Genomic DNA, 26,616 nt, shown 5'->3' with positions numbered 1-26,616 from the left:
GCAAGATGATCCCGCAAGCCAATGGGCTTGCCCTGCCAGTGACCGCAATTCGAACAGCTTGTGGCATTATCTTGCCCCATGAGGATTATTCGCTGCCTGACCGAAGGGAATCGCATCGTCCACGCCGCCCTGCAGCCAGACGACTCCGCCCGGCTGCTCGAGGGCAACCTGTTCGACCACCCGCGTCCGACCGACCGCGTCGTCACGATCGAGAAGCTGCTTGCGCCAGTCGAACCGCCGATGATCTGGTGCATTGGCCTGAACTACACGCAACACGCCCAGGAGACCGGTGGCAAGGTACCGGCACAGCCCATTCTCTTTGCGAAGGGGCCCAACGCTCTTCAGCACCCGGGTGATCCCATCGAGCTGCCTCGTGTCGCCGCGAGCGCCGAGGTGGACTATGAGTGCGAGCTGGCGGTGGTCATCGGTCGGCGTTGCAAGAATGTACCAAAAGACAAGGCCCTCGACTACGTGCTCGGCTACACCTGCGCGAACGACGTCAGCGCCCGCGACTGGCAGATCAAGCGCGGCGGCGGGCAGTGGTGTCGGGGAAAGACGTTCGACACCTTCGCACCGCTTGGTCCGACGCTCGTCACGACCGATGAGATTCCGGATCCCCAAGCGCTCGGCATACGCACGACCTTGAACGGCGAGACCATGCAAGACTCGAACACCAGCGACATGATCTTCGATGTCGCGACGCTCGTCTCGTTCCTGAGCGAGAGCTCGACGCTACTGCCGGGCACCGTGGTCCTGACCGGGACGCCGCAAGGCGTCGGCATGGCGCGGACGCCGCCGCGCTGGCTTCAGCCGGGCGATCAGGTCACCGTCGCCATCGACGGGATTGGCGAGCTCAGCAACCCGGTTGTCATGGAACCGTGACTGACGCGCCGCAAGGACCCGTCGCGCAGCCGCCACCCCGCTCGCTGTCAGGCACCCTCGCCCAGCTCGGACCGGGGCTGATCCTCACGGCAAGCATTGTCGGCTCAGGGGAGCTCATCGTCGTGCCGAAGCTCGGTGCAGACGTCGGCTTCGGCCTACTCTGGTTCGTGATCCTCGGCTGCTTTCTCAAGGTCTTCGTGCAGATCGCGCTCGCGCGGTACGCCGTCGCGACGCACACCACCACGCTCGCGGCGCTCGATAGCATCCCAGGACCGCGCTGGCGCGTGTCGTGGGTCGTCTGGATATGGCTGGGGATGTATGTCGGCACGGTGCTTCAGGTCGGCGGCATCATCGGCGGCATTGTAAATGTTCTCGCTGAGCTTGGCTTCGCGCAATCCCAAGGCTTCTGGGTGGTGCTCGTGACGACCTCCTGCGTGCTGTTGCTGTGGTCCGGGCGCTATCGGCCGGTCGAACGCTGGTCGACCATGATGGTGGGTGGCTTCACGCTCTGCACGATCGTCGCGGTGATTGCCTTGCAGTGGACGCCCTACCGAGTGACCGCCGGCGACCTCGCCGAAGGCCTGAGCTTCTCGCTGCCGCCGTCGTTCACGGTCGCCTTTGCCGCGTTTGGCATTACGGGCGTGGGCGCGTCGGAGCTGGTCTACTACCCTTATTGGTGCCTGGAGAAAGGCTATGGGCGGCAGGTCGGCCCGCGCGTCGAGACGGCCGAGTGGCGCGCCCGGGCTCGGGGCTGGCTACGCGTGATGCAGGTGGATGCCTGGTGCTCGCTGGCCGTCTATGCGGCGGCAACCGCCGCATTCTATTTGCTCGGAGCGGCCGTGCTCCATGCCCGCGGCACTCCGGTGACGGATGATGCGCTCGTGCCCACGCTCGCGCACATGTACGGCGACTCTCTCGGCCCCTGGAGCACCCTGTTCTTTCTCGGCGGTGCGCTCGTCGTCCTCTACTCGACGTTCTTCGTCTCCACGGCCGGGAACGCACGGCTCCTGGTCGATGTGTTGGGACTCGCCCGTGTCGCGCGCTGGCAGACCGAGCAACATCGGCGCCGAGGCATACAGTGGGCTTGCGTCCTGCTGCCCCTCGCGTCAGCGCTCGTTTACACGCTATGGCCGCGGCCGGTCACGTTGGTCATCGTTGGTGCCGTCGGGCAGGGCGTGATGCTGCCGTTTCTCGCTGGTGCGGCGCTGTACTTCCATCGCCATCGCACCACGGCCGATCTCCGCCCAGGTCGTAGCTGGGGTGCGATGCTCTGGATCTCCGCCGTCTCGATGATCGCGATCGGGATTTATCAGCTCGTGCAGACGCTGCGCGGGTAGAAAACGGAACCGGGTATCTTTTCGGGCGCGAAAAGGTACCCGGTTCCACTTCGGCTACAGTCGGAAGCGCAATTGCGCGGCCACTCCTCCCACTTTACGCAAGAGCTCTGGGTCCTCGATGACCCGGACCTGCGCGTCGGTCTGGTGCGCGCGGCGCAGCAGCTCATCTGCAACCTCTCCCGAGAGATCGCCTGGGCCGCTCTCCCGCTGGTTCGGAGAGAACCCGTTATCGCCTGGCTCGGGCTGCGCCGACAGTAGCAGCACGTGCACCTGCCCGCGCTCGAGCGCCCGGCGTGTGGGCTGGAGCCCGACCACCGCCAAGCCGCCCGCCTGGTAATTATCGAAAGTGTGCTCGACGATCTCCCGATCGGTTCGCACGTGCCGCTGGCGAATCGCGTCAAGCGTACGCTCCAACACTTCACGCTCGGGCGCGCCGACATCCAGGCGCAATCTGTCGACCACCAGGGCGGCGAGCGCCGGTGGCAACTGATCGCGCACCATTGGGAGCACGCGTTCCTCGCCCGCTAGCACCACCTTGTCGATCTTGTCTGCTCGCGTGATGAGCTCCAGGCGCTCGACCACGTCCTTCACGTGATGGAGGCGCTCGTGATCGACATGGCGTTGGTAACGCATCTGTGACCAGCCGCTGCCGCTGGTGCGCGCCGTCTTCGGGCTCTCCACGACTTGCTCGTCAACGCGCCGGTTGAGCGCAAAGACGAGGATGCGCGCCGTGTTCGTGTCCGTGAGCAGGACGGCGTAGCGCGGATACTTCTCACTCAGCCGCGCGAGCGGATAGAGGTGAGGTGTGGGGGTCAGATACAACGCATGCGCCTCGAACGGCGCCTGGGTCTGAAGGGTCTCGAACAGGCCTGCGCTGCTGCAGGCGAAGAGCGCGACGCCATTTGCGGAGGGCTGGAGCTCCTCGCGCAGAAAGTATTCGACACGCGTCGCATCCGTCTCGAGCTTGTCGCGAACCTCGCGCGACGCCTGGAATTGAACGACGCGCTCCTGAAGCTCCTTCCTCACGAAAGCCTTGAAGTGATCGCGGCCGTGCTCGTCTGGCTGTGCGTTCAAGTAAAGGCTCAGCACGGGCGCATCGCATGGCTCGAATCGCGATAACCGCGTTAGTAAGGCATCGACGTCGCGAGTCACCGTCAACGGCATCGGCTCCTCCTTTCTGTCGATTATCTCAGAGCCACCAACCGGTCGCGTACGGACGAGGGGACTCGCCGTAGCCACGGCGGAGGCGGTCAGGCCGCGCGGGAGGCTCCTCGAGGGACGCGGGCTACTGTGCAAAGGTCAACAGGACGTAGGCCATCGCCGCCGATCCTGCCAGCGCGGCGCCGTAGCAGAGAACGGCAATGAAGTTGGTGAGGTGATAGAGCTGAAGTCCATCGTACAAGGTATAGCGAAAGCGATGCGCCCAATGAAAGAGGGGCAGGGAAATCAGCACGAATATATATATTCGCGTGATCGGATGTTGGACCAATGCGTGCAGAGCCTCGTAGCTGGGCGCCGGCAACCAGCCCAACGGGAAGGCCAACGCGATCAGGAGGGCATGCATGGGAAACAGCAACGCCGCCACGGTCCCCCCCGCGCTGAAGAGCAGCCAGAGAAACGGTGTCAGTCGCTCGCTCATTGTCCCGCTCCAATGAGGAACCACGCAACGATGGCAGAGATGAGCGCCCACGCGGCGTAGTTCGCCCCGGCCACCACCCAGTCCGGCACGCGCTTTCCGGAGATGCGAACGACCATCGCTGCCGGCGCAAGGTTGAACCAGGTCACCGTGTGGTAGAGCACCAGAACGAAGCCGGCCACGCTGACGCAGACCCAGAGCGGCGTACCAAGTCGATCGACGACCTGCGCATACACCTCTGGACCCTGCCGAAGCGCCCACACCAGCCACAGGAAGACGAGCGCGAAGAACGCGACGGCGACACTCGTGAGCTCGCGAATGACGAACCTGGCATAGCTCCCCTGCTGCAGCCACCACCAGACCGACAGCCGGCGCCTATACCACTTCGGGTGATACGGCGTATAGAGATGGCCCGCCGGACCAGCGGTCGAGGCGGAGCGCACAGGCGAGAACCCGGCGTCACCGCTGGTATCTCCGTTCATCGCGCCCCCCAAGGCAACAGCCAGGATTTCAGCGAGTCAATGGCAGTCGTGAGCTTGTACTGCTGGATGGAGCCGGCCGGGTCGACGTTCTTCGGGCACACCTTCGTGCAGTCGCCCACGAACACGCAACCCCAGATACCTTCGTGATCCGACAGCAGATCGAGCCGCTCGGGCGCCCCCTGATCGCGCGAGTCCAGGTTGTAGCGCTGTGCAAGCGCGATCGCGGCAGGCCCGACGAAATTTGACTCGAGGCCAACGACGGGACAGGCCGCGTAGCAAAGCATGCAATTGATGCACATGCTGAACTGCTTGTAGGCGTCGAGCTCATCGGGCGTCTGACGATACTCCCCGTCTGAAAGCGGCGCCTCCTCCGCACGCACGATCCACGGCTTGACCTTCTTGAGCTTGTGCAGGAACTCTCCGACGTCGACAACGAGATCACGGATGATTGGAAAGAACTGCAGCGGTTCCACGCGGAGCGGGCCCGGCGCATAGTCGGACAGAAACGCCGCGCAGGTCAGCTTCGGTGATCCGTTCACCATCATCCCGCAGCTGCCACATACGCCCATCCGGCAGGACCACCGATACGACAGCGTGCCGTCCTGCGTGTCCTTGATGTGGTTCAGCGCATCGAGGACAACCCAGTCTTTTCGGAACGGAACGGTGTAGCTCTGGACGGTTGGCTCGGCTTCCTCTTCCGGCCGGTAGCGCGTGACGGCGAGCGTGATCGTCGAGGCCATGCAGCCCTACTTTCCATAGACGCGTTTGCCGGGCGGCCATCGGGTGATCGTCACGGGCGCGTACTCGATTCGCGGGTCCCCTGACGATGTGCGATAGACCAGGGAGTGCGCAAGAAATCGTGTATCGTCGCGATCGGGATAATCCGTACGCTGATGGGAGCCGCGCGATTCCGTGCGCGCGAGGGCAGAGCGCACGATGCCGGCAGCCAGATCGAGCATGTACGACAACTCGAGCGCAGCGGTGACCTCCGTGTTGAACGTATAGCTGCTGTCGTCCACGCCCACATGAGTCAGACGCTCCTGCAAGCGTTGAAGCTGGGCGGCTCCCTGCTCGAGCGAAGCGGCGTGCCGGTAAATGCCCGCGCTCTCTTCCATCACCACCTGCATCTCGGTCCGAAGCGTCGCGATCCGCTCCGTGCTGCCGGATCCAGCGCGCTCGCGCCGCCGAAATTGCTGCTCGAGGCGTTGCTCCTCGTCGTGTGCCTGGGTTGCCACCGCGGATGAGCCGTCACGGGACTCGACGCTGAAGGCCGCCGCCGCTCTCCCCGCCCGCGCGCCGAAGACCAGCAGCTCGGTCAGCGAGTTCGAGCCAAGTCGGTTGGCGCCGTTGATGCTCACGCACGCCACCTCACCGGCGGCGTACAAGCCAGGCAGCGGCGTCGCGCCGTCGAGGTCCGTGTGAATCCCACCCATCATGTAATGGACGACGGGCCGGACAGGTATCATCTCCGTCACCGGATCGAGATTGACATACTTGAGGCACAGCTCGCGGACGAAAGGCAGCTTCTTGTCGATCACATCCTTGCCGAGGTGCCGCACGTCGAGATGCACGTAGTGCCCGTATGGCCCTTCCAGCGTGCGGCCCCTTTCCTGCTCCTTGATGAAGGCTTGCGACAGCCGGTCGCGCGGGCCCAGCTCCATCGAGCGCAGCACCGGTGTCGGCTCCGGCTTGCCGAGGTCGTAGTCCTGCAGGTACCGATAACCCTCCTTGTTGAGCATCCATCCACCCTCGGCGCGGGCGGCTTCCGTGATCAGGATGCCCGTGAACGGAAGACCGGTCGGATGGTACTGAACGAACTCCATGTCCTTGAGCGGCACGCCCGCCCGATATGCCAGCGCCATCCCGTCACCGTTCTTGATGCTGGCGTTCGTGGTGAACGGAAAGATCTTGCCGCACCCGCCGGTGCACAGGATGACCACCTTCGCCGCGATCCCCACGACCTTACCTGTCGCCAGCTCGATCGCCACCACGCCTCGGCACCGGCCGTCGTCAACCACCAACTTCGTCACGAAGTACTCGTCGAACCGGTGGATCTGCTCGTATTTCAAGCTGGTTTGGAACAGCGTGTGCAGCATGTGAAAGCCGGTCTTGTCGGCGGCGAACCAGGTCCGCTTGACCTTCATGCCGCCGAACGGCCGGACAGCAACGTGGCCATCCGGCTCACGGCTCCACGGGCAGCCCCAGTGCTCGAGCTGTAACATCTCGGCCGGCGCCTCGCGAACGAACGCCTCCACGGCGTCCTGATCGCTCAACCAATCGCCGCCGGAGATCGTGTCGTAGGCGTGCTCATCGAGGCTGTCGCCCGGCTTGATGACAGCCGCCGCCCCGCCTTCCGCGGAGACCGTGTGGCTCCGCATGGGATACACCTTCGACACGACGCTGATCTTCAGGGTTGGCTGCGCTTCGGCAGCCGCAATGGCTGCGCGCAGCCCCGCCCCACCGCCGCCAACCACGAGCAGGTCGCAGGAAAAGAGATCCATTGGGAAAGTCGCGGAAGAGCATACAGGTTCGAGGGATCAAGGGGCAAGGGGCAAGGGGCAAGGGGCAAGGGGCAAGGGATCAAGGGATCAAGGGATCAAGGGATCTAGGGATCAGCAACTGGTAGCTCGCTCAGTTTTGGGCTAGGTCCGACTCTGCCGGCTCTCCAACGAATACCTTGCGCGCTTGAACCGTCGCACGCCTGCCCTCGATCCTTTGCCCTTTGCCCCTTGATCCCTTGATCCCTTGATCCCTTGACCCCTTGACTCCTCCAACCCCCGACGCCGCAAAGCTGCTATGATGCCCCTATCCATTCGTTCGGAGGTCTGCATGTACGAGCCGAAGCCGCTCTCGACGGAGGCGATCCCGGCTGCATTGGCCATGGCCGAGCGCTATCGCCTGTTGAACGAAGGCGAAATGGCCGAAAGCATCTGTGAGGACATCCTCTCGGCCGAGCCGGCCAACCAGCGGGCGTTGGTCACCATGCTGCTCGCCGTCACTGATCAGTTCCGCGACCACGGCATCAGCGGAAACGTCAGCCGGGCGCTCTCCCTCGTTCCTCGCCTCGACAGCGAATACGAGCGTCGGTACTACGAGGGCATCGTCTACGAACGACGCGCACGCGCACACCTCGCGCAGAGCGGCCCCGGCGGCGGCTTCCTCGCGTATGACTGGCTCAAGGCCGCGCTGAGGGTCTTCGAGCTGGCCGTGGCACAGCGGCCGGCGGGCAATGACGATGCGGTCTTGCGGTTCAATGCGTGCGCGCGGACGCTGATGCGTCATCCGGAGCTCGAGGGCCGCGAGTCGCAGCGGGAAGCGGTCATCGAGTCCGAGTAGGCCCGAGCAGGCCCCAGGCAGGCCCCAGGCAGGCCTTGACTGGGCGCGCGTTCGGCGGTTAGATGCATCACATGCGTGTGGTGAGCTCTTTCCTCTGCGCCCTCGTCTTGGTCCTGCCGGCTCAGGCGGCAGCCCAACAGGCAAAGAAAGCCGGAGCGGCCGCCACCGCGGTCGTGGTCATCGTCACGAACAAATCTGGCGACAGGCTGGTCGGTGCGGACATCACGGTGACCGGACCGGCCGAGCGCCACGGTGTGACCGGCGCGACGGGCCAGGCACGGTTCACCGGCTTGCCCCCCGGGACCTACCACTTCCGGTTCGATGCCGAGGGCTTTGCCTCGCTCGACCGCGAAGCCGACCTTGGAGCCGGTCGGGTGAATGAGGTGCGCGCCGCGCTCGCAGCGCAGCCTTCCGCCGTCGACAAGCCTCTGCCAGAGCCCGAGGAGCCGCCTGCGTCGCCGCCGGAAGAGCCCGCGGAGCCGACATCCCTTGTCATCGAGGCGTTCCTCGACAAGCATCGGATCAAGGGCGATGAGCCAAATCAGGAAACGCAAATCGGCTGCACGGCCGCCGCGACGGTCGTGCTGCACCAGCTCCGCGATCTGCTCGAAAATCAACTCCATCGAGACGCTGACGCCGTCTTGACCGTCGTCGAGGGCGAAGGCGTGCTCCGGCTCGGCGAAGCGCACCACCCGCTCGTCGAATCGATGGTCGTCGTGATTCCGCGCGGCGTCTCGTACGCCATCCGACGCGAGGGGCGTCGACCGCTCGCCGTCCTCGTAACTCTGGCGGGCGCACCATGCAAACAGTAGGGCCAAGGGGCCAGGGGCAAGGGCCAGGTGGGTGATTTCTACGACTCGGGCCAGGGCAGCCATCCGAGAACCCTTGAGAGCGAGAAACTTGACGTATTGTGTCAAGTTTCGAGTTGTGTCAAGTTTCGAGCTCTCGAGTGAGCGTCGGGGAGTGCGGCCGGAGGCCGCAGTCCGCTAGAACCCTTGAGAACCCGAAACTTGACGCATTTGGGTCAAGTTTCGGGGCTCACAAGTGAGCGTCGTGGGGCGCGACCGAAGGCCGCGGCCCGCTAGAACCTTGCAACTCGTACCTTGCACCTCGTACCCTGAGCCTTGAACCTTGAACCTTGAACCTTGAACCTTGAACCTTGAACCTTGAACCTTGAACCTTGAACCTTGAACCTTGAACCTTGAACCTTGGACCTCGCACCTTGCCCCTCGCCCCTCGCTCCTCGCCCGTTGCACCTCGCACCTTTCGCCGTCTCGCCACGTGCTTGCTCGTGATCGTCGGTGCCGTCGGCGTGCTCGTCGCGCAGGCCCCGCCTGAGCTACGTGCGCTCGTGGTCATTCGTGCCGAGGGGCGCAGCGAGCTCCCACTGACGCGCGCGAAGGGCCGTCCAATGCTGTCGTTGGGAGATCTCGGTCCCGCGTTCCAGTTGACGGTACGGGAGGACACAATCGCGGGAGGGGTCACGGTCAGCTACAAGGGCAAGACCATCGTCCTTGCGCCCAATCAAAACCTCGCGTCGGTGCAGGGGCGCGTCGTCTCGCTGTCGGCCGCAGCCACGCGCACGGGCGATACCTGGCTCGTACCGCTCGACTTCGTGAGCCGCGCCCTCGCCCCAATCTACGACGTGCCCATCGAGCTCCGTCCATCTGGGCTGGTCATCGTAGGCAAAGTCCGTGTGCCGCGTGTCACCGTGGCGCAGAAAACCGATGCCAATATGTCGCGATTGGTCGTGGAGGCCACACCGAGCGCCGAGCCCACCGTCGCGCTCGAGGGGCGCCAGCTCATCGTCCGTTTTGCGGCGCCGGCGATCGACGCAAAGATCGGTCCCATCAAAGGCGATGGTTACGTCCAAAACGTACGCGTCGCACAACCCTCGTCGCTGGTCCTCGAGCTCGGACGTCGCTTCAGCACTTACCGTGCCTCCCAAACGAGCGAAGGCGACACGCTCGAGGTCACACTGGACCTCGCACCCACCGCGCCTGACACCGCCACACCCAGTGCTCCGGCACCAAGCACTCCAACGCCCAGCAGTCCTGAGCCCGCCCTGCCCGCGGGGGAACCGCCGCCGCTTCTCACCGCAGCGCCGGGGATCCGCACGATCGTCCTCGATCCGGGCCACGGCGGCGCTGAGACTGGCGCCAGAGGACCGGGCGGCACATTCGAGAAGGAGATCACGCTGGTCGTTGCACGGCAGCTGAAGACGCTCATCGAGAACAAGCTCGGCCTCCGCGTCCTGCTGACGAGGAGCAGCGATGAGACCATGTCGCTCGATCAGCGCGCAGCGTTCGCGAACAACAACAAGGCGGATCTGTTTATCAGCCTGCACACGAACGCCTCCATGCAGTCTGACGTGTCGGGGGCAGAGGTGCTGTATTTGAGCCTCGCCGAGTATGGTCCAGAAGCGCAGAGCGCGGCGCTGCAGTCGGCCGATACCATTCCGGCGCTCGGTGGAAGCACGCGCACTATCGCCATCGTCCCGTGGGATCTCGCACAGGCACGTCACATCGACCGCTCCGCGCAGCTGGCCCGCCTGGTTGACGCATCGTTGCGACAGCGCCTTTCGATGAGCGGCCGAGCCCTGCAGCAGGCGCCGCTCGGCGTGCTCGTGGGGGCGAACATGCCCGCTGTCCTGGTAGAAATGGGCTTCTTGAGCAACGTGGATGAGGAACGCCGACTGGCGTCCAGCGAGTTCCAGAGCAACATCGTCCAGGCTCTCTACCAGGCGATCGAACGGTTTCGGGCAGCTGCAGTGAGGCAGGCAGAAACGCCTGGCGCCGACGTGATGGTTCCGGCGGCGAACGCCACGCAGGATGCGGAGCGCTCTCGATGACGCGCTTAGGACGGCCGCTACTGGTAGGCGTAGCCGGCGTGCTCACGGCGCTCCTCATCGGTTGGCTCATTGCCGCGAGCTTCTCCCGCCCGGCAGGACCGCCGGAAGCCCAGCCGACGACGTCTGCCGCTGCGCCCACCCCGCGGGACGCCGAGCGGCGAATTCGGGCCAAGCTGCTCTACGTCTCGGAGGACGGCCAGGAGCTCGCGACGGTCGATCGCGAGGTTCCATTTGCCGAGGCGACCGCCGATCAGGCAAGGCGGCTGCTCGAAGCCGAGCTCACCGCTCCTCCCGAGCCGCTTGTACCGGCGATCCCGGCGGGCACACGGCTCCGGCAGGTCTATGTGACGGATCGCGGCGAGGCCTACGTCGATTTCAGCCGAGAGCTGATTACGGCCCACCCAGGAGGATCGCTCAACGAGCTGCTCACCGTTCATGCCATCGTGAACGTGCTGACGACAAACTTGCCGGCGATCACCGCGGTGCAAGTACTCGTCGAAGGCAAAGAAGTGGAAACCCTCGCGGGCCACGTCGACATCCGCCGTCCGCTCCGCCCCCGTGAAAGTGAAGAGAAAAGATGACAGGCATCTCGTCACTTTCACATACACTAGTGCGCCTATGGTTCGCTTGGACAACCGCACGTCAGTCGATCCCCGGCCCTGCGTCATCACGCCGGATTACCTAATCCACGCCGAAGGCTCCGTGCTGATCGAGATCGGTCGGACGCGCGTCGTGTGCTCGGCGAGCCTCGACGATCGTGTGCCCCCCTTCTTGCGCGGATCCGGTACGGGCTGGGTCACGGCCGAGTACGGCATGCTGCCACGCGCGACCACGACGCGGACGCAGCGGGAGGCGGCAGCGGGCAAGGTCGGTGGACGGACCATGGAGATCCAGCGGCTCATCGGACGCTCGCTGCGCGCGGTCGTCGACAGGGCGGCGCTGGGCGAGCGTGCGCTGTGGGTCGACTGCGACGTCATCCAGGCCGACGGCGGCACCCGTACGGCGGCGATCACCGGGGGCTTCGTCGCGCTCGTCCTCGCCCTGCAGCGCATGCGCGAGAAGAAGGTCATCGAGACCATGCCCGTTCGCGACTACGTGGCCGCCACGAGCGTCGGGATTGTCGAGGGAACGCCCATGCTCGACCTCGCTTACGACGAGGACTCGCGCGCTGAAGTGGATATGAACGTCGTGCAAACGGGGGACGGCCGATTCGTGGAGGTGCAGGGCACGGCCGAGGGCACGCCATTTCCGCGCACCGCGCTCGACGAGCTCCTCGACGTCGCGACGAGGGGCATCGAGCGGCTGATCGAGCACCAGCGCCAGGTCGTCGGCCGCTATCTGGACGTCTGACGAGAAAACGGGACAGCCCCCGTTTTTCGCATGACGGAAAACGGGGGCTGTCCCCGTTTCTGTATCGAGACATGTCGCTCTCCCGCATCGTCATTGCCACGACGAATTCAGACAAGCTAAGGGAGATTGAGCAGATCCTCACAGATCTGCCGCTGGAGCTGGTACCGCTCTCCGCCTATCCCGGCGTGTCTCCAGCGCCGGAAGATCAGGAGACGTTCGAGGCCAACGCACGCCAGAAGGCGCTGCACTATGCCGCGGCAACCGGCGAGGTCGTTGTCGCCGAGGACTCCGGCTTCGAAATCGACCGGCTGGATCGCGCGCCAGGCGTGCGTTCGGCCAGGCACCCTGGCCGCGACTACGCCGAGCGCATGGCGACGCTCTACGCCGAGCTCGAGGCGCGCGGCCCACGCGAGTCTCGCGCACGCTTCGTCTGCGCTGTGGCGCTCGCCTCATCGGGAGCCGTGTTGTTCGAGACGCGTTGCACCGTCGAAGGCGCCGTCGCCCCAGAACCGCGAGGCACAGGCGGCTTCGGCTACGACCCGATGTTCCTCTACCCACCCTATGGCCGGACGCTCGCCGAAGTCTCACAGGACGAAAAAGCGGCCGTCAGCCATCGCGGCCAGGCGTTTCGCCAGCTCCGCGCCTGGCTCGCGCGGGCCACGCTCTAGTACTAGCCTCGTCTGCAGAATTTCGTTTCCAGCCAGCTCGGTGGCACACTCAACGTGGTTTCTGCCCTGGACGAGGGCACACGCGTCACGTTATGCATCCCCCTACGCCGAAAGCTACGTACTTTGGTAGTGACGTGATGTGCCGCGCGCGGACAAGCTGTGGAGTAACGACCGCGTGAGACCCATCATGCCCGACCAGTTGCCACCCACGGAAGCGCTTCGCACCACCGCGCCACCCATCCGGGTGGCCATCGTCGAAGATCAACGAGAGATTCGCGAATACCTCGCGACCCTGCTCGACAGCACGCCCGGGTTTCACTGTTCGGGATCCTATCGCTCCATGGAAGCGGCCCTTGGCCCGGTGCTCGGCGATCCGCCCGATATTGCCCTGCTCGACATTGGCCTCCCGGGCATGTCAGGCATCGACGGCGTTCGTCGCCTGACGGCCGCCGCCCCGAAGCTCTTGTGCCTGATGCTCACGGTGTACGAGGACGACGCACGCATCTTCGAAGCGCTGTGTGCTGGCGCGTGCGGGTACCTGCTCAAGAAGACGCTGCCGGCGGGGATGCTCGACTCCCTCAAAGAAGCCGTCGCTGGTGGAGCCCCAATGTCACCGGAGGTGGCACACCGTGTCATCACGATCTTTCGCGATATCCGCCCGCCAGCACAGGCCGACTACAACCTGACACCGCACGAGATCCGCGTGCTCCGCCTCTTTGCCGACGGCTACAACTACAAGACGGCCGCCACGGAGCTCGGCGTCACCGTGCACGCGATCTCGTTTCACCTCCGCCGTATCTACGAGAAGCTCCAGGTCCACAGCAAGACCGAGGCCGTCGCCAAGGCGGTGCAACATCGCCTGCTGCGGTGAAAGATGATCACATGCGTACACGCGTTGCACGCCGTGCCATCGCCTTGTTCACACTCGCCGTGCTGTCGTGCGGTGCGTCCTGGCTGTTCGCGCAGGCGCCAGAGGTTCCCGCACAGCCCTTGGATCCACGAGCTGCGCTCCCGCTGGATCCCGCTGTCCGGACTGGGACGCTGCCAAACGGCCTGAAGTACTTCATCCGCCACAATGATCGCCCGGCGCAGCGCGTCTCTTTGCGACTGGCGGTGAAATCCGGCTCGCTCCAAGAAGCCGACGACCAGCAAGGCCTGGCGCATTTCATCGAGCACATGGCGTTCAATGGAAGCACACATTTCAAGCCGGGCGAGATGGTGTCTTACTTCGAGTCGATCGGCGCCAGGCTAGGCCCCCACGTCAACGCCTACACGAGCTTCGACCACACGGTTTATAGCCTCGCTTTGCCAAGCGACAAGGCAGACGTCATCGCCAAGGGCTTGACGGCGCTGGCGGACGTCGCTGGCGGCCTGACGCTCGATCCAAAGGAAGTGGACAAGGAGAGAGGTGTCGTCGTCGAAGAGTGGCGGGGCCGTCTTGGAGTGAGCTCGCGCATTCGAGACGAGCAGCTGCCGATCATCTTCTTCAAGTCACGCTATGCCGAACGCCTGCCCATAGGCAAGCCCGACATCCTGAAGAACGCGCCAGTGGAGCACTTGCGCGCCTACTACGACACCTGGTATCGCCCAGAACGAATGGCCCTCATCATCGTCGGTGACGTCGATCCCGTTCTGCTTCAGGCGGCCGTGACGTCGGAATTTGCATCGCTGAAGGCACGTGCGGCCGTCGCGCCTGACCCGACCGCGACCGTCCCTCTCAGGCACCGCTTGCTCGCGAGCGTCGTGACCGACCCAGAGATGACGCGGTCGTCGGTGCAGGTCCTTCGCAAGCGCGCCAAACAGGCCGACTATCGGGTCGCGGATTACCGCCGCGCACTCATCGAACGGATGGTCGAGCGGATGCTCAACGAGCGCCTGGACGTGCTCGCGCGGGAGCCCGACGCGAAATTTCTCGGCGCCAGCGCCAACGATGGCGCAATCAGCTCGACGGTCGCCGCATTCGGGCTCAGTGCGCGTGTGGCAGACGGACGGATCGAAGACGGCGTCGAACTGTTGGCCGTCGAAGCGAAGCGCGCGCGCGAGCTCGGATTTACTGAGTCTGAGGTCGATCGCGCCAAGAAATCGATGGCGGCGTTCTACAAGCGGGCGTACGCCGAGCGCGACAAGTCCGAGAGCGGCGCTTTTGCCCAGGAATACCTGAACCTCTTTCTGGAGGACGAGCCGTCGCCAGGCATCGAGTACGAGTATCGGCTAGTACAGCGGCTCGTGCCGAGCATTTCGACCGCCGAGATCTCCACCATGGCTCGGTCGCTGCTTGCGGACGACGGCCGCATGGTCCTCGCCGTCTCGCCGCAAAAGAGGGGCCTGCGGGTGCCGACCGAGCGTGAGCTCCAGGCGGCGCTGACAGCCGCCGACGCGCGAGCGGTGACGGCCTGGAGCGACGCTCCGCTGGGACGCGAGTTGATGGAGGCAAAGCCCACACCCTCTCGCGTCTCCTCCAGACGGGAGATCTCTGACGTCGGCGTCACCGTCGTGCGGTTCGCCAACGGCGTCGAAGCGTGGCTCAAGCCGACGACGTTCAAGAACGATCAGATCCTCTTCACGCTGCGCGCGCTGGGCGGAGTGTCGCTCGCGTCGCGACCCGACTTTATCGAGGCTTCGCTGTCGCCGGCCTACGTTCGCGCCTCTGGAGTCGGCGGTCTGAAGGCCGTCGATCTCCAGAAGCTTCTCGCGGGGAAGCTTGCTGGCGCGTCACCGTTCGCCACGATGTCCACGCACGGCATTTCAGGGAGAGCAACACCGGCGGACCTCGAGACCAGCCTCCAGCTCCTCCACCAAGCGTTCACAGCTCCCGGTGACGATCCCGAGGCCTTTGCCGTGATGAAGCGGCAAATGGGGGCCGCCGCGGCGAATCGCGGCCGGTCACCAGGACAGGTCTTCGGCGAGCGGCTGACGCAGCTCAATACGTCCAACCACTGGACGTCAGAGCCGCTCACGGCCGAGCGGGTCGCCGCGCTCGACCGTCAGAAGATGACGGCCTCTTACCGCGAGCTGTTCGCGAATGCCGCCGACTTCACATTGTTCATGGTCGGCGCGTTCAAGATTGACGAGGCGGTGCCGCTACTGGCGCAGTACGTCGGCTCTCTGCCATCGAAAGGGAAGCCTGCCTCGCAATTCCGTGATGTCGGGATACGGTTTCCATCCTCGGTGGACCGTGCGACGGTCGAGATGGGGCGCGAGCCGAAAGGTGATGTCGTGATCAGTTTCTTCGCCGACCCGCCCCCTGACCCAGTTGAGCAAGAGAACACCGCGGCGGCGACAACGGTTCTGAACATCGCCCTGCGGGACATGCTCAGGGAGGAATTGGGCCAGACTTACACCGTGTCGGTCGGCCTCCTGCAACGCTTGCCGCAGCGCGGCGGGGGGCACATCCAAGTGAGCTTCGGCGCGGCTCCCGAGAACATCGGATCGATGACCGAGCATGTCCTCCAGGAGATCAAGCGTCTGCAGCAGGAAGGGCCATCTGCCGATCTGATAGGCCGTGCCAAGGAGTCGACCCGACGAAGGCACGAAACCGCGCTCCAGCAGAACGATTACTGGGTGAGCCGTCTTCAGGCGGTGCAGATGTTCCGGCGCGACCCGAGTGAGATCCTGAGCCGCGGCGCGCGGATCGACGCCATTACGCCGCAGACCGTTCAGGAGGCCTTTCGGAGGTACTTTTCGCTCGATCGCTACACGGTCGCGACGCTCGTACCGGCGCCAGCCGCGCAGTAAGGGCCTGTCAGGGAATAAGTGTGCCGTTCTGGGTGTCGAGGCGCCCGTCTGGCAAGGCGCGAGGAGTGCGCATACCGGGAGTATGTAAGCGACGAGCAACGCTGCCGGACGGGATGCATCGGCAGCCAGAATGGTGCACTTATTCCCTGACAGGCCCTAACGCCGCCGGTCGGCCGCGCCCGATGGTACGGCGCGGCCGCCGCACCCGCTGTGCCGCGATCCGTCGCGGCGTTGCATTGATCAGTACCCGATGATCGACGTGAGAGTCCGGTCGAACGCTGGCAACACGGACGAACGGATTCGTTCATCGTCATGGAAGCGCCGGCGGCTCGCGATTACCCCGCCCCCGAAGCGGATCACCTCGACCCACCGCTGAGTCTGGTGAACGTGCCAGCACTCGGGCACGCCGCATTCGGCAAACCATCGAAGATGATCGATCACCTTGCCGACACGGAGATTCGGCGAGAGCACCTCGATGACGAGGTCAGGTGCGCCTCGCACGCGATCGGACACGATATGTGATCGCGCGTTTGAGATGAACAATAGGTCGGGCTGAACCACGAGGTGCTTGTCGAAGTTGAGGATGACGTCGAGCGGCGAGAGCCAGACCTGCCCAAGCCCGGATGTCTGCGCGTGTTCGCGCAATGCCACATACAGATCGCCGACTGCAGCCTGATGCCGTGCGGTCGGCGACTCGGCGACATGCAGGACGCCATAGGCCAGCTCCTGAGGAAACGCGGTCTCGGGCGTTGCGAGATACTCCATCGTGGTCATACGCGAGCCTCCTCTCTGGAGGTGGTGACGGGACGATTCACCAACTGACACTGCGTGTTGCACGTTTGCTGGCTTCATGACTCCCCACCTCCCACGACGACGACGATGCCATCGTCGTCTCGGGCAAGTCAAGAGCCATTTACAGCCATTTACCTACAGAGCGATTTACCCATCGAAGGTGCAGGCGTACGGTCCTGTGCCGCCTACAGATCCTACGTACCTAGGTAGTGACAACCACCGGGCCATGGCCCACCATGGGGCTCGAGCCACGGTCACAACGTCGGGATGATCCCGCGCTGTTTCGCGAAGGGTCCGAGGTCACCTGAGCGGCGCGGGTGCGCGCAACGCATTCGCTTCATCTGAAGCAAGGGGCGACGCGATCATGCATCGGCATCTGACGGACCTCACCACAGGTTCTGCGGCCGCGAAGCCCGAACCAGGAGGGAGGGGCCTTTAGGCCCCTCGCCCGCGCGGCACCCGCCTTGCCGCCTGTTTCGTTATCGTCAGCAGCGGTGTTCCTGGCGGCTCCTGCCGGCGTCTCAGCCCAGACGGTCACGGGAACGGTTCGGGGAACCGTCACGGACACGACAGGCTCGGGCCTTCCGGGTGTCGCGGTCCAAGAGCTTTCAGATGCCGACCAACGATCGCCTGTTGCTCAGGCTCGAGCTCTACAACGTGTTCAATCGGCGCCAGTGGGGCTTCCCGAGCGCCAACTTTGCCAGCGAGAACTTTGGTCAGATCACGGGCCAGGCGAATGACGCACGCTCCGTCCAGGTGATGGCCCGCTACATCTTTTAGAAGATCACCCTGACGGACAGGTTCATCAGCGGCAAGCCGCCGAAATTTGCTGTCACCGGATTCCCCGTCACCTTTCCGAACGTCTCGGGGGTCTGCAGGTTCACCGTGGTGTTCGGAGGATTGAAGTTCCAGGTCTTGAGCGGGTTGTTGAAGTCGAGACGCACTTGGAGCCGTGTCTGCCCCGACAGTGTCAGGTTCTTCTGTACCGACGCGGCGCTCCAGATCAGCGGCGTACCGGTCAGGATATTCCGCCCTGTATTTCCGGGCGTAAACGCGTCGGGGTAGGCGAAGTGGTTGATGTCGATGATGGGATTGATATTGGCCGTGTTGAAGCGATCGTCACCAAACTCTCTCCAGTTGTCCACCAGCTCCGGCCGGCTGACGAGGTCCGGGCGGCGCGCGCCCACCCACTCCGGGTAGTAGTTGTTCGGGCTGCCCGCGAAGGCAAAGGTCAAAGGATTGCCACTTTGGAAGGTCTGGATCCAGGAGATGTCCCAGCCGCCCAGGATCGCGTTGACCGGCCCGCCTCGGTTCAAGAACGCGCGGCCCTGACCTATGGGCAGCTCGTAGAGGATGCTCGACGTGAACACGTGTGTGCGGTCATAGCTCGCGCGCGCTTTTTCCAGCGAGCGGTTCTGGATCGGGGCCACGCCGTTCCCATCGTTGTCGCCATCCTGCGTGTTGATGGCCTTCGAGAAGGTGTAGTGGCTCAGGAAGGTCAGCCCGTGCGAGTAACGTTTCTGTACCTTCAGCGTTCCACCGTGGTAGGTGGAGTGGCCGAAGTTGGAACGCATCTGAATGCTCCCGAAGTGCGGGTACGGCCTGAAGTCCTGTGGCGCACGGAAGGCGGCGGCCCGCAGGTCGGGATCGTCCGCACCGAAATCCACCGGAAACGTGTTGACCTCCCACTGCTCCACTAACCCGACGCCTGCCGAGCCTTGGTACATCGCTTCGATCAAGTAGTTGTCGGCGGCCTGGAACTGGACGCTGAGGTTCCAATTCATCACGTACGGGTTCCGCAGCTCTGGATCCCACCATCGCACCTCCCTGGCGCCAAAGTTCTCGCCGACGAAGGGGGCCGTCCCGTTGGGGCGCACGTCGAAGTCAACGGGTTGAGGGCCCTCGCTGATCCGGAAGAGCGGTCGCGGGTCGCCGGGCGCCCGCTGTTGATTGTCCACGGCCACGAACTCGTCGAAATTCCCGCGGGAGAGGGGAAACTTGACGTCCACCGTGTTGACGCCAAACCCTGCGCGGAATGCCCAGCGCTCGAGCGGATGCCACGCCAGCCCCACGCGTGGCTGGAAGTTGTTATTGTCGCGCGCATGCAGAGGTGTGTCGGGATGAACGATGGCGCCGCGCTGGCCAGTCACCTCGTCGATGGCCGTGGGATCGAAGTTGCTCAGTTGACTCGCGTTGTACGGGCTCTCGTTCGTGTAACGCAGACCCAAGTTCAGGGTCAGTGACGAGGTGAGGTTCCAGTCGTCCTGGATGAAGAGGCCATGGATATTGGAGCGCGGCCGCCAGCTCGTGAGCTCTCGATCGAACTCCGCTTGTCGCACATATCCGAGGAGGAAGCCGGCAAAGGTGTTGCCCGTGTTGGGCATCGGGTTGCCGTCCGGCTGCAGCCCGGCGGTCATCTCGCCGAACGAGAAGCGACCGCTGGGAATGTTGGTATTGGTGGAGTCGACGCTCAGCCGGAGAAACTGGTAACCCATCTTCAGGGTGTGTGAGCCCTTCACCTGGGTCAGGTCTGTCTGGAAGGAATACGTTTCGCTGACGTCACGCGAGGGGCCGGTCGGCGTGATGCCGTACAGTGAAGATGGTGAGAACTCGTTGCCAGTCCCAAACGACGGCAGCATCTCGCCGGAGATGTTGGGAATGCCCAGGATCTCTCCGTAGCTCTTCCCCCAGGAGAACGCGAATTGCTCCTCGAAACGACGCTGGTAGCCCACTCGAGTGCTGCTGACCAGCGTAGGACTGAGCACCCAGGTATTCCCCCCTGAGAAGATGTGCACCAGCGTATCGGTCTGACGCCCGCTGCCTCCGGCGAAGTCCTGCAGGTCATCTTCAACTTTCATATTCGTGGGCCGGCCGGGGTTGCCGCGGCTTTCGTTGAGTTGATAACTGCCATACACCGTGAAGGCGGGACGGAACTGGTGGTCGAGGCGAGCACTGAAGTCGTTCCAATCCACGCGCCCTCTCCGGTCGTAGAGAAGATTGGAGACGGGGCCCTCGGGACTCAGCGAGCCTGGCTGGTTGGGGGGCAGCCAGGGATCGGCGTCCAAGATCCTGCGCGCCACCGCGTCTATCCGCTCCTGCGGAATGACATTGCCGGGAAACGGGTCGCGCGTCCATGTGCCGTCCGGAAGCTGACGTGTCGTGGCGGGATCGAAGATGGGATTGCCGATCCCGCCGAGCGAGAAATCTCCCTGCTTCATCGCGGGAGACGGCACCTCGCCGGGGAGCTGCACCACCTGCTTGTCCAGCAAGCGTTCGAAGGACACGAAGAAGAAGGTTTTGCCGTGCCCATCGTACACGCCTGGGAGCACGACCGGCCCGCCCAAATAGGCGTCGGGCTGCATGAACCGAATGTTGGCCGTCCTTTCACGGTCAAAGAAATTTCTGTGTTGCATGTGCCCACTCCGCCACAACACGGAGGCCATGCCATGTAGGTCATTGGTCCCGGTCTTCTTCGTCACGCTGACGACCCCGCCAGCCGTATGGCCGAATTCCGCGGGCAGCGTCCCCGTGTAGATCTTCGTTTCAGCCACCGAATTCTGTGTGGCTCTCACCGTGGTCGTGCCGCCGACCGGGTTGTTGGCAATCATGCCGTCGATGACCGAGGCAATCGCCGTGTTCCGTTGGCCCGCCACGTGGAAGTTGCCGAGTGAGCCCGCATAGGCGTACCCCTGGCTGCTGGTGCCCGGCACCAACGTGAGCGCGGAGTTGGCGAAGCGCTGGTAGAGGGGGAGCTCGTACAGCATCTCTCCCTCCATGACCGTGCCGGTGTCCGAGGTTTCGGTGGCCAACAGCGGTGGCTTCCCCACCACCTCGATGTCATCGGTGACCTGGCCGACCTCGAGAGCCCCGTTCACGCGCACGGTGTCGCCGGCGCTCAGCTGAATGGATTCACGCACCAGGCGCCCGAACCCGGTCAGGTCGAAGGTCACGCGGTATTCTCCTGGCTGCAGGCCCTGAATCCGGAAGAGCCCCGCCTCGTTCGTGACCGCGTCGAATCGGAAACCGGTATCCGGTTGGACCGCCGTCACCGAGACACCAGGAAGAACCGCGCCGCTGCTGTCGGAGACCTGCCCGACGAGCGTGGACGTGCCGATTTGAGCGGCCGCCACACTGCAGAAGACAACAACCCACACACTGGCCATGAGCGCGGAACGTCGCATGTCTCTCCTCCCCCTCAGAGCTCTTGTCCTCAGAGCCGAGGGCTATGGCGTATCCCCAGTTCAGTGTTCCGCGGACTCTAGGTCTCCTCCCTCGACCGTGTCAACCTCATCTTGGGCGATCACACGATGCGATTTCTGGCGGAGAGCACGTTCCAGCTCGTGGGGCTCAGGATTCGTATTCCTAGACGAGTCCTTAGGCGAACATGGCGCGGTAGTGCCGATACCAATCGCTTTGGAAGCGCTCATCGGGATCGGAGCGGCGCTTCAGGCGGAGGAAATCGGCGAATCGAGGATGGCAGGCCTCCACCTGCGCGCGGGTCGCCCAACGATGGTAGGTCAGGAAGTAGCTGCCGTTGTAGCGGATGGCATGGCCGATGAGCCGCCGGAAGGCTGCCCTCGTCTGCTCGAGCCCCTCCCGTGTGTGCACTGCGTGGATGTTGAAGATGACACAGGCCCACGGCTCCCGTGCCCAGGCGAGCAGACTCTCATCATCGCGCTCGATGAGCCGTATCGTCCCGTACACGACGTCGGTGCGGTTCTCGATGATGTCGCGGCGCGTATCGTCCATGAACTTCGCGAGGGCCGCGCGTGGAACGTAGATCTCGGTGATCATCTCGGTTGCCGGGTCGGCCGCTCCGAGCCGGCGATCGAGCGCTGCGTGATAGTCGTCCATGTAGACGCTCATCTGGTGCAGATCCGACCAGTAGAGCTGCCCCGATGTGGAGAGATAGTAGTTCGCGTACATGTCGAAAGCCCGCTGCTTGTCCACGTGGCCTAGGTACAAGAGCCGGCCCCAATCGTCAGCGGCAAGCTCCTTCTGCCGCTCGGGCATCGGCCGGCTGTCCTCGACCGGTCGATAGCAGGAGAAAACGCCTTTGCGCAGCAGGTTGCCCGAAGCCGCGTCGGTCGAGTACTGGAAGTCGCCGTACAGAAACCCCTGAGCGATGCGCCGCTCGAAGGCCGGAATGAGGTCGTCTGCCGCGAGCACCTGGACGACGCGTTCGAGCTTCTGTCGGCGGGCCAGCCGCAGCGTCACCGATGTGACGACGCCGAAGAGCCCGTAACCGCCGATGACCATCCGAAAGAGCTCGGGGTTCTCGCGGCGGCTGCAACGCCGAACCGTGCCAGCAGCATCCACGAGCGACAACGCCTCGACGTCCTGGATAATCGGCTTGTAACGGAGCCCGCGCCCATGCGCATTGGCCGCGAGCGCGCCGCCGATGGTGAGGCGATCAGCACCCGTTTGCTTCTGCACGATCCCCCACGACCGCGGCTGACCCTTTTGCGTCCGGGTGAGAGTTGAGACGAGCTCGGGCCACTCGATCCCGGCCTCCACTTCGAGATGTCCGCGCTCCCGATCGAAGGCCAACACGCGGTTCAGACCGGTCGTGTCGAGTAGGATCGTGTTGGCACCGAACTGCTGGCCACCCATCGCGTGGCGGCCCCCTGCGATGCTGATCGCGCGCCCCTCTTCCCGCGCCGCCGCGATCGTACGCGCAACGTCCTCGACCGACGCGACCTGAACCACGCGGTTGACCCGCGACTGGTTGAGCTGGGAATGGATATCATTCACGACGATCCCGTCGTCGCCACTCCGTTGCCAGCGTGCAGCGCCCGACACAATCGCCGCGGTCGAGGCGGCGCCTCGCTGGAAGAACTGTCGTCGGGTCAACATGTCGTCATCTCCCAAGCGGTTCAGCCTGCCGCGCCCCGCGGTAGATGAGAAAGAGCGCGACGGCCTGGACCAGGTGATAGAGCGCGTTGTGGTCGAGCGGTAGCCGCGGTGGCGCGATCCGGTAGTGTTGCACGGCAGCAGCCGCGAGCGTCAACGCGAGGCCTGCCATCGCCGCTCCGGAGCCTGGCGCCCGGTCACGTGCATAGCGCCAAGCGAAGACCGCGAACAAGAAGACGACGGCCGGCAAGTAGCCGACGATGGCCAAGGCGAAGTCGCGACTGATCCACGTGACGGTGACGGCATAGAGGACCAGCCCGAGACTCGCGCCGCGCGCAACCCACCGGGCAGCGGACGCCGGCAGGCCGATCCGCACACCGGCCATAGTGGCCGCCCAAGCGCCTACGCCCAACGCCAGCAGCGCAGCCAGCCACAGCGTGGTCTCGAGCACACCTGGAAAGCCGTGCACCGTGCCGCCCGCGGCCGCGCCGATGCCGAGCGCGGCGAAGAACAGTGCGAACCAGCCGGAAGCCGCGCCACCGTGGCCTGCCACGAGCCGGGCCAGAACCGCGCACTCCACGGCGAGCGCGTAGTCCGTCAACGTAACGTCAGGCTCGGCGATCATCACGTGAAAGCCTCGGAATCAGCGCTCCCGTTCGAGCGGTGTAGTCCGCGTATTCGGGGAACACCACCTGCAGCAGCTGCTGAGAAATCATCGATCACCAAGCCATTCCGACCCAAGAAGTAGACGACAAGATCGCGTACCTGTCACTACACACGTACGTAGGAAGCTCTCCTAATAATACGGAGAGCGACCGTCACCCCCTCAGAGGAACGTCACGCCGAATCGTACGGTCCAGTACTGAATGGTGGACCGATCGTCGGGTCGGATGTGGTCACGAAGCTCTATCCGGAGGCCGACGCGCTCGCTGACCCGGTAGTTGATCCCCGCCCCAAGGTTCCAGGCATTGAAGCCAACGTCCGGTCGAAAGAGCCTCGTGTAACCGGCCGTCACGAACGGCGACACGGTTTGCCGGCCTCCTCTGCGGGCGAAGTGGTAGCCGCCATTGGCAGAGAAGAGAGCCAGTCCGCCACTCAGCGCGGTCGGCTGGCCGAGGTAGCCGAGCTCCACTCCGACGCTCAAAGGCGCAGCGCTTGGAAAGATCTCCGCGCCCCCACCGAGGGACACGAGCCAGCTGTCGTTGGAGAATCCACTGTAACCACCGGGTCCAGCATAGACATAGCCTTCTACCGGTGTTTGTGCCGCAGCGCGTGGTGCCAGCAGCGGGCACAGAAGCATGAGCAAGCCAATCCGTCCCAGCCAGGGGCGGACTCCGTCTGATTGAAAAGTCATAACGCACCTCGTCTACCGAGGAATGTGAAATGCGCGCGCCAATTGGCTCACGCTACACGGATGGCCGCGCGCCTGATCCAAATGCGCTCCACCGGCTGGCGACCAGGATGCGCCGAACACGACGAACCTGCACTACCTACGTACGTAGCCTTCGTTACCTCGGCGTTGGCGACCCAGGACGTGGCCGGCGCGTCGAACCTCTTCAACATTCCGGGGATATAATCGGCGCGCCAGCGAGCCTGAGAGAGACAGAACTTCTATGCGTTCATTCGTGCTTGCATTTATCGTCGCGGCGGGAGCCGTACTGGCCCCGTCGCCTGCTTCAGCAGCGCCACAACCCGTCGTCGCGGACCTGTTCAGCTCGACCCGCGCGGTCCGCATCTCGGGCGACATCGCCTACATGGCCTCGACCGCCGGGCTCGTGATCTACGACGTGTCGGACCGCTCCAACCCGCAGCAGCTTTCGCAGCTCTTCCTCGATCGCAGCGGGTCGCTCACGTTGGAGATCTCGGGCGATTACGCCTACGTGCTGTCGGGTGAGATCGTCTACGAAGAAGCCCTGCTTCGCATCATCGACATCAGTGACCCGCTCGCGCCTCGCATCGTCGGGGAGTTTTCGGACCTCATGGAATCGCGGGTCCACGCGATGCGCGTCAACGGAACAACGTTGACGCTCGGGGAGGGAAACGCCATCACCCTGCTCGACGTTTCCGATCCGACGCATCCGACGAAGCTCGCCAGCCTGCCGATCATCAGCGACCCCGAGCAGATCGTGTCGCTCGCGCTGGACGACTCGACACTCTTCGCGGCGTGGGTCGGCTTGGGCGACCAGGCCCTGACGGGTGGCGTGACGTCCGTCGACATCTCCGACCCCTCGGCGCCAACGCCGATCAGCGTCTTCGCTCTCGAGGGGACGCCGAGCTCGATGACATCGATCGGCGACATGCTCTACGTCGGTGAGACGCTCACTGCGGTGGTCGCCCTCGACGCGAGTGACCCGGCCAATATCGTCGAGGTGGACAGGATCGACTTTCCGTTGACGGGACAGGTCGACGTCTACGCCGAAGGCGACCGTCTCTTCACGGGCGCCGACGGCGGAGACTCAGGCGTCCTCCGGGTATGCGAGAGAGATTCAGGTGGTGGGCCGTGTCGCTTACATTGCCGACGGGCTGGATGGAGTGTCCGTCCTTTCCGTTGCCGACAATCAGGCGCCCGCGTTCCTGGGAGCCATTGACACCCCAGGGTTCGCCAACGGCGTCTCGGTGGGCATCTTTGGCAACGTTTCCGTCGCGGACCTGAGCAGCTTCCAACTGTACGGGCGCCGCGCCCAATGAGACATGAGCGCCGGCAGGTCTAGCGCTCAGGCTCGCGCGCGACCGTCAGCGACACACGCGCCGGCGTGATGGACAGCACGCGGATGACGTAGCCGGACACGTGCAGCGTCTGACCGACATGCACGCGCGGGCGCGCTGAGGCGCCGTCCGACGTCACGATCTGCAGCATGGCGGTCAGCCCGCGCGTCGGCTGGCCGCCCTCGGGCGTGTACGCCTCTTCCCAGATGTTGCCCACCCCAATCCTCAGGTCTTGCAGGTGGGCCTGTGTGTTGGATTGAATCGTCAAGGTCTCGCCGGTGCGCGTGCGGGCAGACGAAGCGGCGTTCGCCTTTCGTAGGATGATCGCGGCAGCCGTCTTGGAGAGTGCGAGCGCCCTGGGATCGACCGTCGGCTCGCCTGCCGTATTGTCTGGCCTGGCGATGCCGGCGCCGGACACTTCGATCGCGAGCGCGAGATCCTCTCCCTGCCGGACGTTCAACACCCCCCGCATCCAATACGCTTCGTCACCCACGTCGGGCACCGCTTCCAGCCGCAGTCCCATGTGGCCCGACCCGCGGCGCACCTGCGCGAAGTACGCCGCGGCCGAACCGTCCAGGCCCGCGCGACCGGTCTCGTAGACGTCGAACGCCAGTGTCAGCCGGCCGCGCGTGTCACCGGCCGTGTCGTACCGACACTCGGTCGCCATGTCGTGCGTCCGCACCCGCCCTTCGCCCACCGGCGCACCCAGCACCTGCGCCGCTTCCGCCCGCGTCAGGCGCGCGCACGCGTCTGGCGGCAGCTTCGGCGACGCGGACTGCGCGCCGCGCGTCCCGTGTGCGACGCCCCCGCCAAGCACCACGACCAGCCACACGAGGGGCAGCGTTCTTCCGCGCGCGATGGTCATGAGCCCACCAGACTGATCGCGACCCGTGGCAATGAATGTCCTCATGATCGGCAATGTGTAATCCGGCCTGCGCGAGAGTCACGACCCCCGCGGGCTCGTTGCGGGCTCGTCCTCACCCACCTG

The 26,616-nt window shown here is 64.5% G+C and carries 22 protein-coding genes; 11 read left to right on the top strand and 11 right to left on the bottom strand.

Annotated features, from left to right (window positions below):
- The first annotated feature begins 78 nt into the window (after nucleotides 1-78).
- Nucleotides 79-882, top strand: a complete 804-nt coding sequence (locus tag GEV06_07355) for a DUF2437 domain-containing protein (GenBank protein MPZ17711.1) — start codon at nucleotides 79-81, stop codon at nucleotides 880-882.
- Nucleotides 801-2,219, top strand: coding sequence for a hypothetical protein (locus GEV06_07350; GenBank protein MPZ17710.1), 1,419 nt, complete (start codon nucleotides 801-803; stop codon nucleotides 2,217-2,219). Before GEV06_07355 ends, GEV06_07350 begins: the two co-directional genes overlap by 82 nt.
- A 54-nt stretch (nucleotides 2,220-2,273) precedes the next feature.
- Here the strand turns inward: GEV06_07350 and GEV06_07345 are convergent, their stop codons facing one another.
- From GEV06_07345 to frdA, 5 genes are all read right to left on the bottom strand, one after another.
- Complete coding sequence (locus GEV06_07345; GenBank protein ID MPZ17709.1) at nucleotides 2,274-3,383, bottom strand: hypothetical protein; 1,110 nt, start codon at nucleotides 3,381-3,383, stop codon at nucleotides 2,274-2,276.
- Between the two features lie 121 nt (nucleotides 3,384-3,504).
- On the bottom strand, nucleotides 3,505-3,858 hold the full coding sequence (locus GEV06_07340; GenBank protein ID MPZ17708.1) for a fumarate reductase subunit D: 354 nt from the start codon (nucleotides 3,856-3,858) through the stop codon (nucleotides 3,505-3,507).
- The gene (locus tag GEV06_07335; GenBank protein ID MPZ17707.1) at nucleotides 3,855-4,337 is read right to left on the bottom strand and encodes a fumarate reductase subunit C; all 483 of its coding nucleotides are present in this window, start codon (nucleotides 4,335-4,337) and stop codon (nucleotides 3,855-3,857) included. The genes GEV06_07340 and GEV06_07335 overlap by 4 nt, the downstream gene beginning before the upstream one ends.
- The gene (locus GEV06_07330; protein ID MPZ17706.1) at nucleotides 4,334-5,077 is read right to left on the bottom strand and encodes a succinate dehydrogenase/fumarate reductase iron-sulfur subunit; all 744 of its coding nucleotides are present in this window, start codon (nucleotides 5,075-5,077) and stop codon (nucleotides 4,334-4,336) included. Before GEV06_07330 ends, GEV06_07335 begins: the two co-directional genes overlap by 4 nt.
- A 6-nt stretch (nucleotides 5,078-5,083) precedes the next feature.
- A complete protein-coding gene (frdA, locus tag GEV06_07325) occupies nucleotides 5,084-6,838 on the bottom strand; it encodes a fumarate reductase (quinol) flavoprotein subunit (protein ID MPZ17705.1) in 1,755 nt (584 codons plus the stop codon).
- Nucleotides 6,839-7,166: 328 nt separating this feature from the next.
- Between frdA and GEV06_07320 the strand changes: the two genes are divergently transcribed.
- The 8 genes from GEV06_07320 (at nucleotide 7,167) to GEV06_07285 (ending at nucleotide 16,277) form a co-directional block, all read left to right on the top strand.
- Nucleotides 7,167-7,673 (top strand): hypothetical protein, encoded by a 507-nt coding sequence (locus GEV06_07320; GenBank protein MPZ17704.1) that lies wholly within the window; start codon nucleotides 7,167-7,169, stop codon nucleotides 7,671-7,673.
- A 62-nt stretch (nucleotides 7,674-7,735) separates the two neighbouring features.
- Nucleotides 7,736-8,485, top strand: a complete 750-nt coding sequence (locus GEV06_07315; protein ID MPZ17703.1) for a hypothetical protein — start codon at nucleotides 7,736-7,738, stop codon at nucleotides 8,483-8,485.
- A 479-nt stretch (nucleotides 8,486-8,964) separates the two neighbouring features.
- Nucleotides 8,965-10,524 (top strand): hypothetical protein, encoded by a 1,560-nt coding sequence (locus tag GEV06_07310; GenBank protein ID MPZ17702.1) that lies wholly within the window; start codon nucleotides 8,965-8,967, stop codon nucleotides 10,522-10,524.
- Nucleotides 10,521-11,105, top strand: coding sequence for a hypothetical protein (locus tag GEV06_07305; GenBank protein ID MPZ17701.1), 585 nt, complete (start codon nucleotides 10,521-10,523; stop codon nucleotides 11,103-11,105). The genes GEV06_07310 and GEV06_07305 overlap by 4 nt, the downstream gene beginning before the upstream one ends.
- Nucleotides 11,106-11,142: 37 nt before the next feature.
- On the top strand, nucleotides 11,143-11,874 hold the full coding sequence (locus GEV06_07300) for a ribonuclease PH (protein MPZ17700.1): 732 nt from the start codon (nucleotides 11,143-11,145) through the stop codon (nucleotides 11,872-11,874).
- Nucleotides 11,875-11,945: 71 nt separating this feature from the next.
- Nucleotides 11,946-12,542, top strand: a complete 597-nt coding sequence (rdgB, locus tag GEV06_07295) for an RdgB/HAM1 family non-canonical purine NTP pyrophosphatase (protein MPZ17699.1) — start codon at nucleotides 11,946-11,948, stop codon at nucleotides 12,540-12,542.
- 187 nt (nucleotides 12,543-12,729) lie between these two features.
- Nucleotides 12,730-13,413, top strand: coding sequence for a response regulator (locus GEV06_07290; GenBank protein MPZ17698.1), 684 nt, complete (start codon nucleotides 12,730-12,732; stop codon nucleotides 13,411-13,413).
- 11 nt (nucleotides 13,414-13,424) lie between these two features.
- Nucleotides 13,425-16,277, top strand: a complete 2,853-nt coding sequence (locus tag GEV06_07285) for a hypothetical protein (protein ID MPZ17697.1) — start codon at nucleotides 13,425-13,427, stop codon at nucleotides 16,275-16,277.
- A gap of 240 nt (nucleotides 16,278-16,517) precedes the next feature.
- Here the strand turns inward: GEV06_07285 and GEV06_07280 are convergent, their stop codons facing one another.
- The 5 genes from GEV06_07280 to GEV06_07260 all read right to left on the bottom strand — a co-directional run bounded on the left by GEV06_07280 (nucleotide 16,518) and on the right by GEV06_07260 (nucleotide 24,276).
- Nucleotides 16,518-17,129 carry a hypothetical protein gene (locus GEV06_07280; protein ID MPZ17696.1) on the bottom strand — a complete coding sequence of 204 codons (612 nt, stop codon included), beginning with the start codon at nucleotides 17,127-17,129 and terminating at the stop codon, nucleotides 16,518-16,520.
- A 716-nt stretch (nucleotides 17,130-17,845) separates the two neighbouring features.
- Nucleotides 17,846-21,250: a hypothetical protein gene (locus GEV06_07275; GenBank protein MPZ17695.1), complete on the bottom strand. Its 3,405-nt coding sequence runs from the start codon at nucleotides 21,248-21,250 to the stop codon at nucleotides 17,846-17,848.
- A 193-nt stretch (nucleotides 21,251-21,443) separates the two neighbouring features.
- On the bottom strand, nucleotides 21,444-22,925 hold the full coding sequence (locus GEV06_07270; protein ID MPZ17694.1) for an FAD-binding protein: 1,482 nt from the start codon (nucleotides 22,923-22,925) through the stop codon (nucleotides 21,444-21,446).
- A 4-nt stretch (nucleotides 22,926-22,929) separates the two neighbouring features.
- A complete protein-coding gene (locus GEV06_07265) occupies nucleotides 22,930-23,547 on the bottom strand; it encodes a hypothetical protein (GenBank protein ID MPZ17693.1) in 618 nt (205 codons plus the stop codon).
- 201 nt (nucleotides 23,548-23,748) lie between these two features.
- On the bottom strand, nucleotides 23,749-24,276 hold the full coding sequence (locus GEV06_07260) for an outer membrane beta-barrel protein (protein MPZ17692.1): 528 nt from the start codon (nucleotides 24,274-24,276) through the stop codon (nucleotides 23,749-23,751).
- Nucleotides 24,277-24,535: 259 nt separating this feature from the next.
- Between GEV06_07260 and GEV06_07255 the strand changes: the two genes are divergently transcribed.
- A complete protein-coding gene (locus GEV06_07255; GenBank protein ID MPZ17691.1) occupies nucleotides 24,536-25,510 on the top strand; it encodes a hypothetical protein in 975 nt (324 codons plus the stop codon).
- Nucleotides 25,511-25,629: 119 nt separating this feature from the next.
- Here GEV06_07255 and GEV06_07250 read toward each other — a convergent pair whose 3' ends face one another.
- Complete coding sequence (locus GEV06_07250) at nucleotides 25,630-26,538, bottom strand: hypothetical protein (GenBank protein MPZ17690.1); 909 nt, start codon at nucleotides 26,536-26,538, stop codon at nucleotides 25,630-25,632.
- Nucleotides 26,539-26,616 lie beyond the last annotated feature (78 nt).

This window comes from Luteitalea sp., from assembly GCA_009377605.1.
GTDB lineage: Bacteria > Acidobacteriota > Vicinamibacteria > Vicinamibacterales > Vicinamibacteraceae > WHTT01.
Note: the sequence above shows the minus strand (reverse complement) of the source record. Positions and strands in the feature narration are given on the sequence as shown.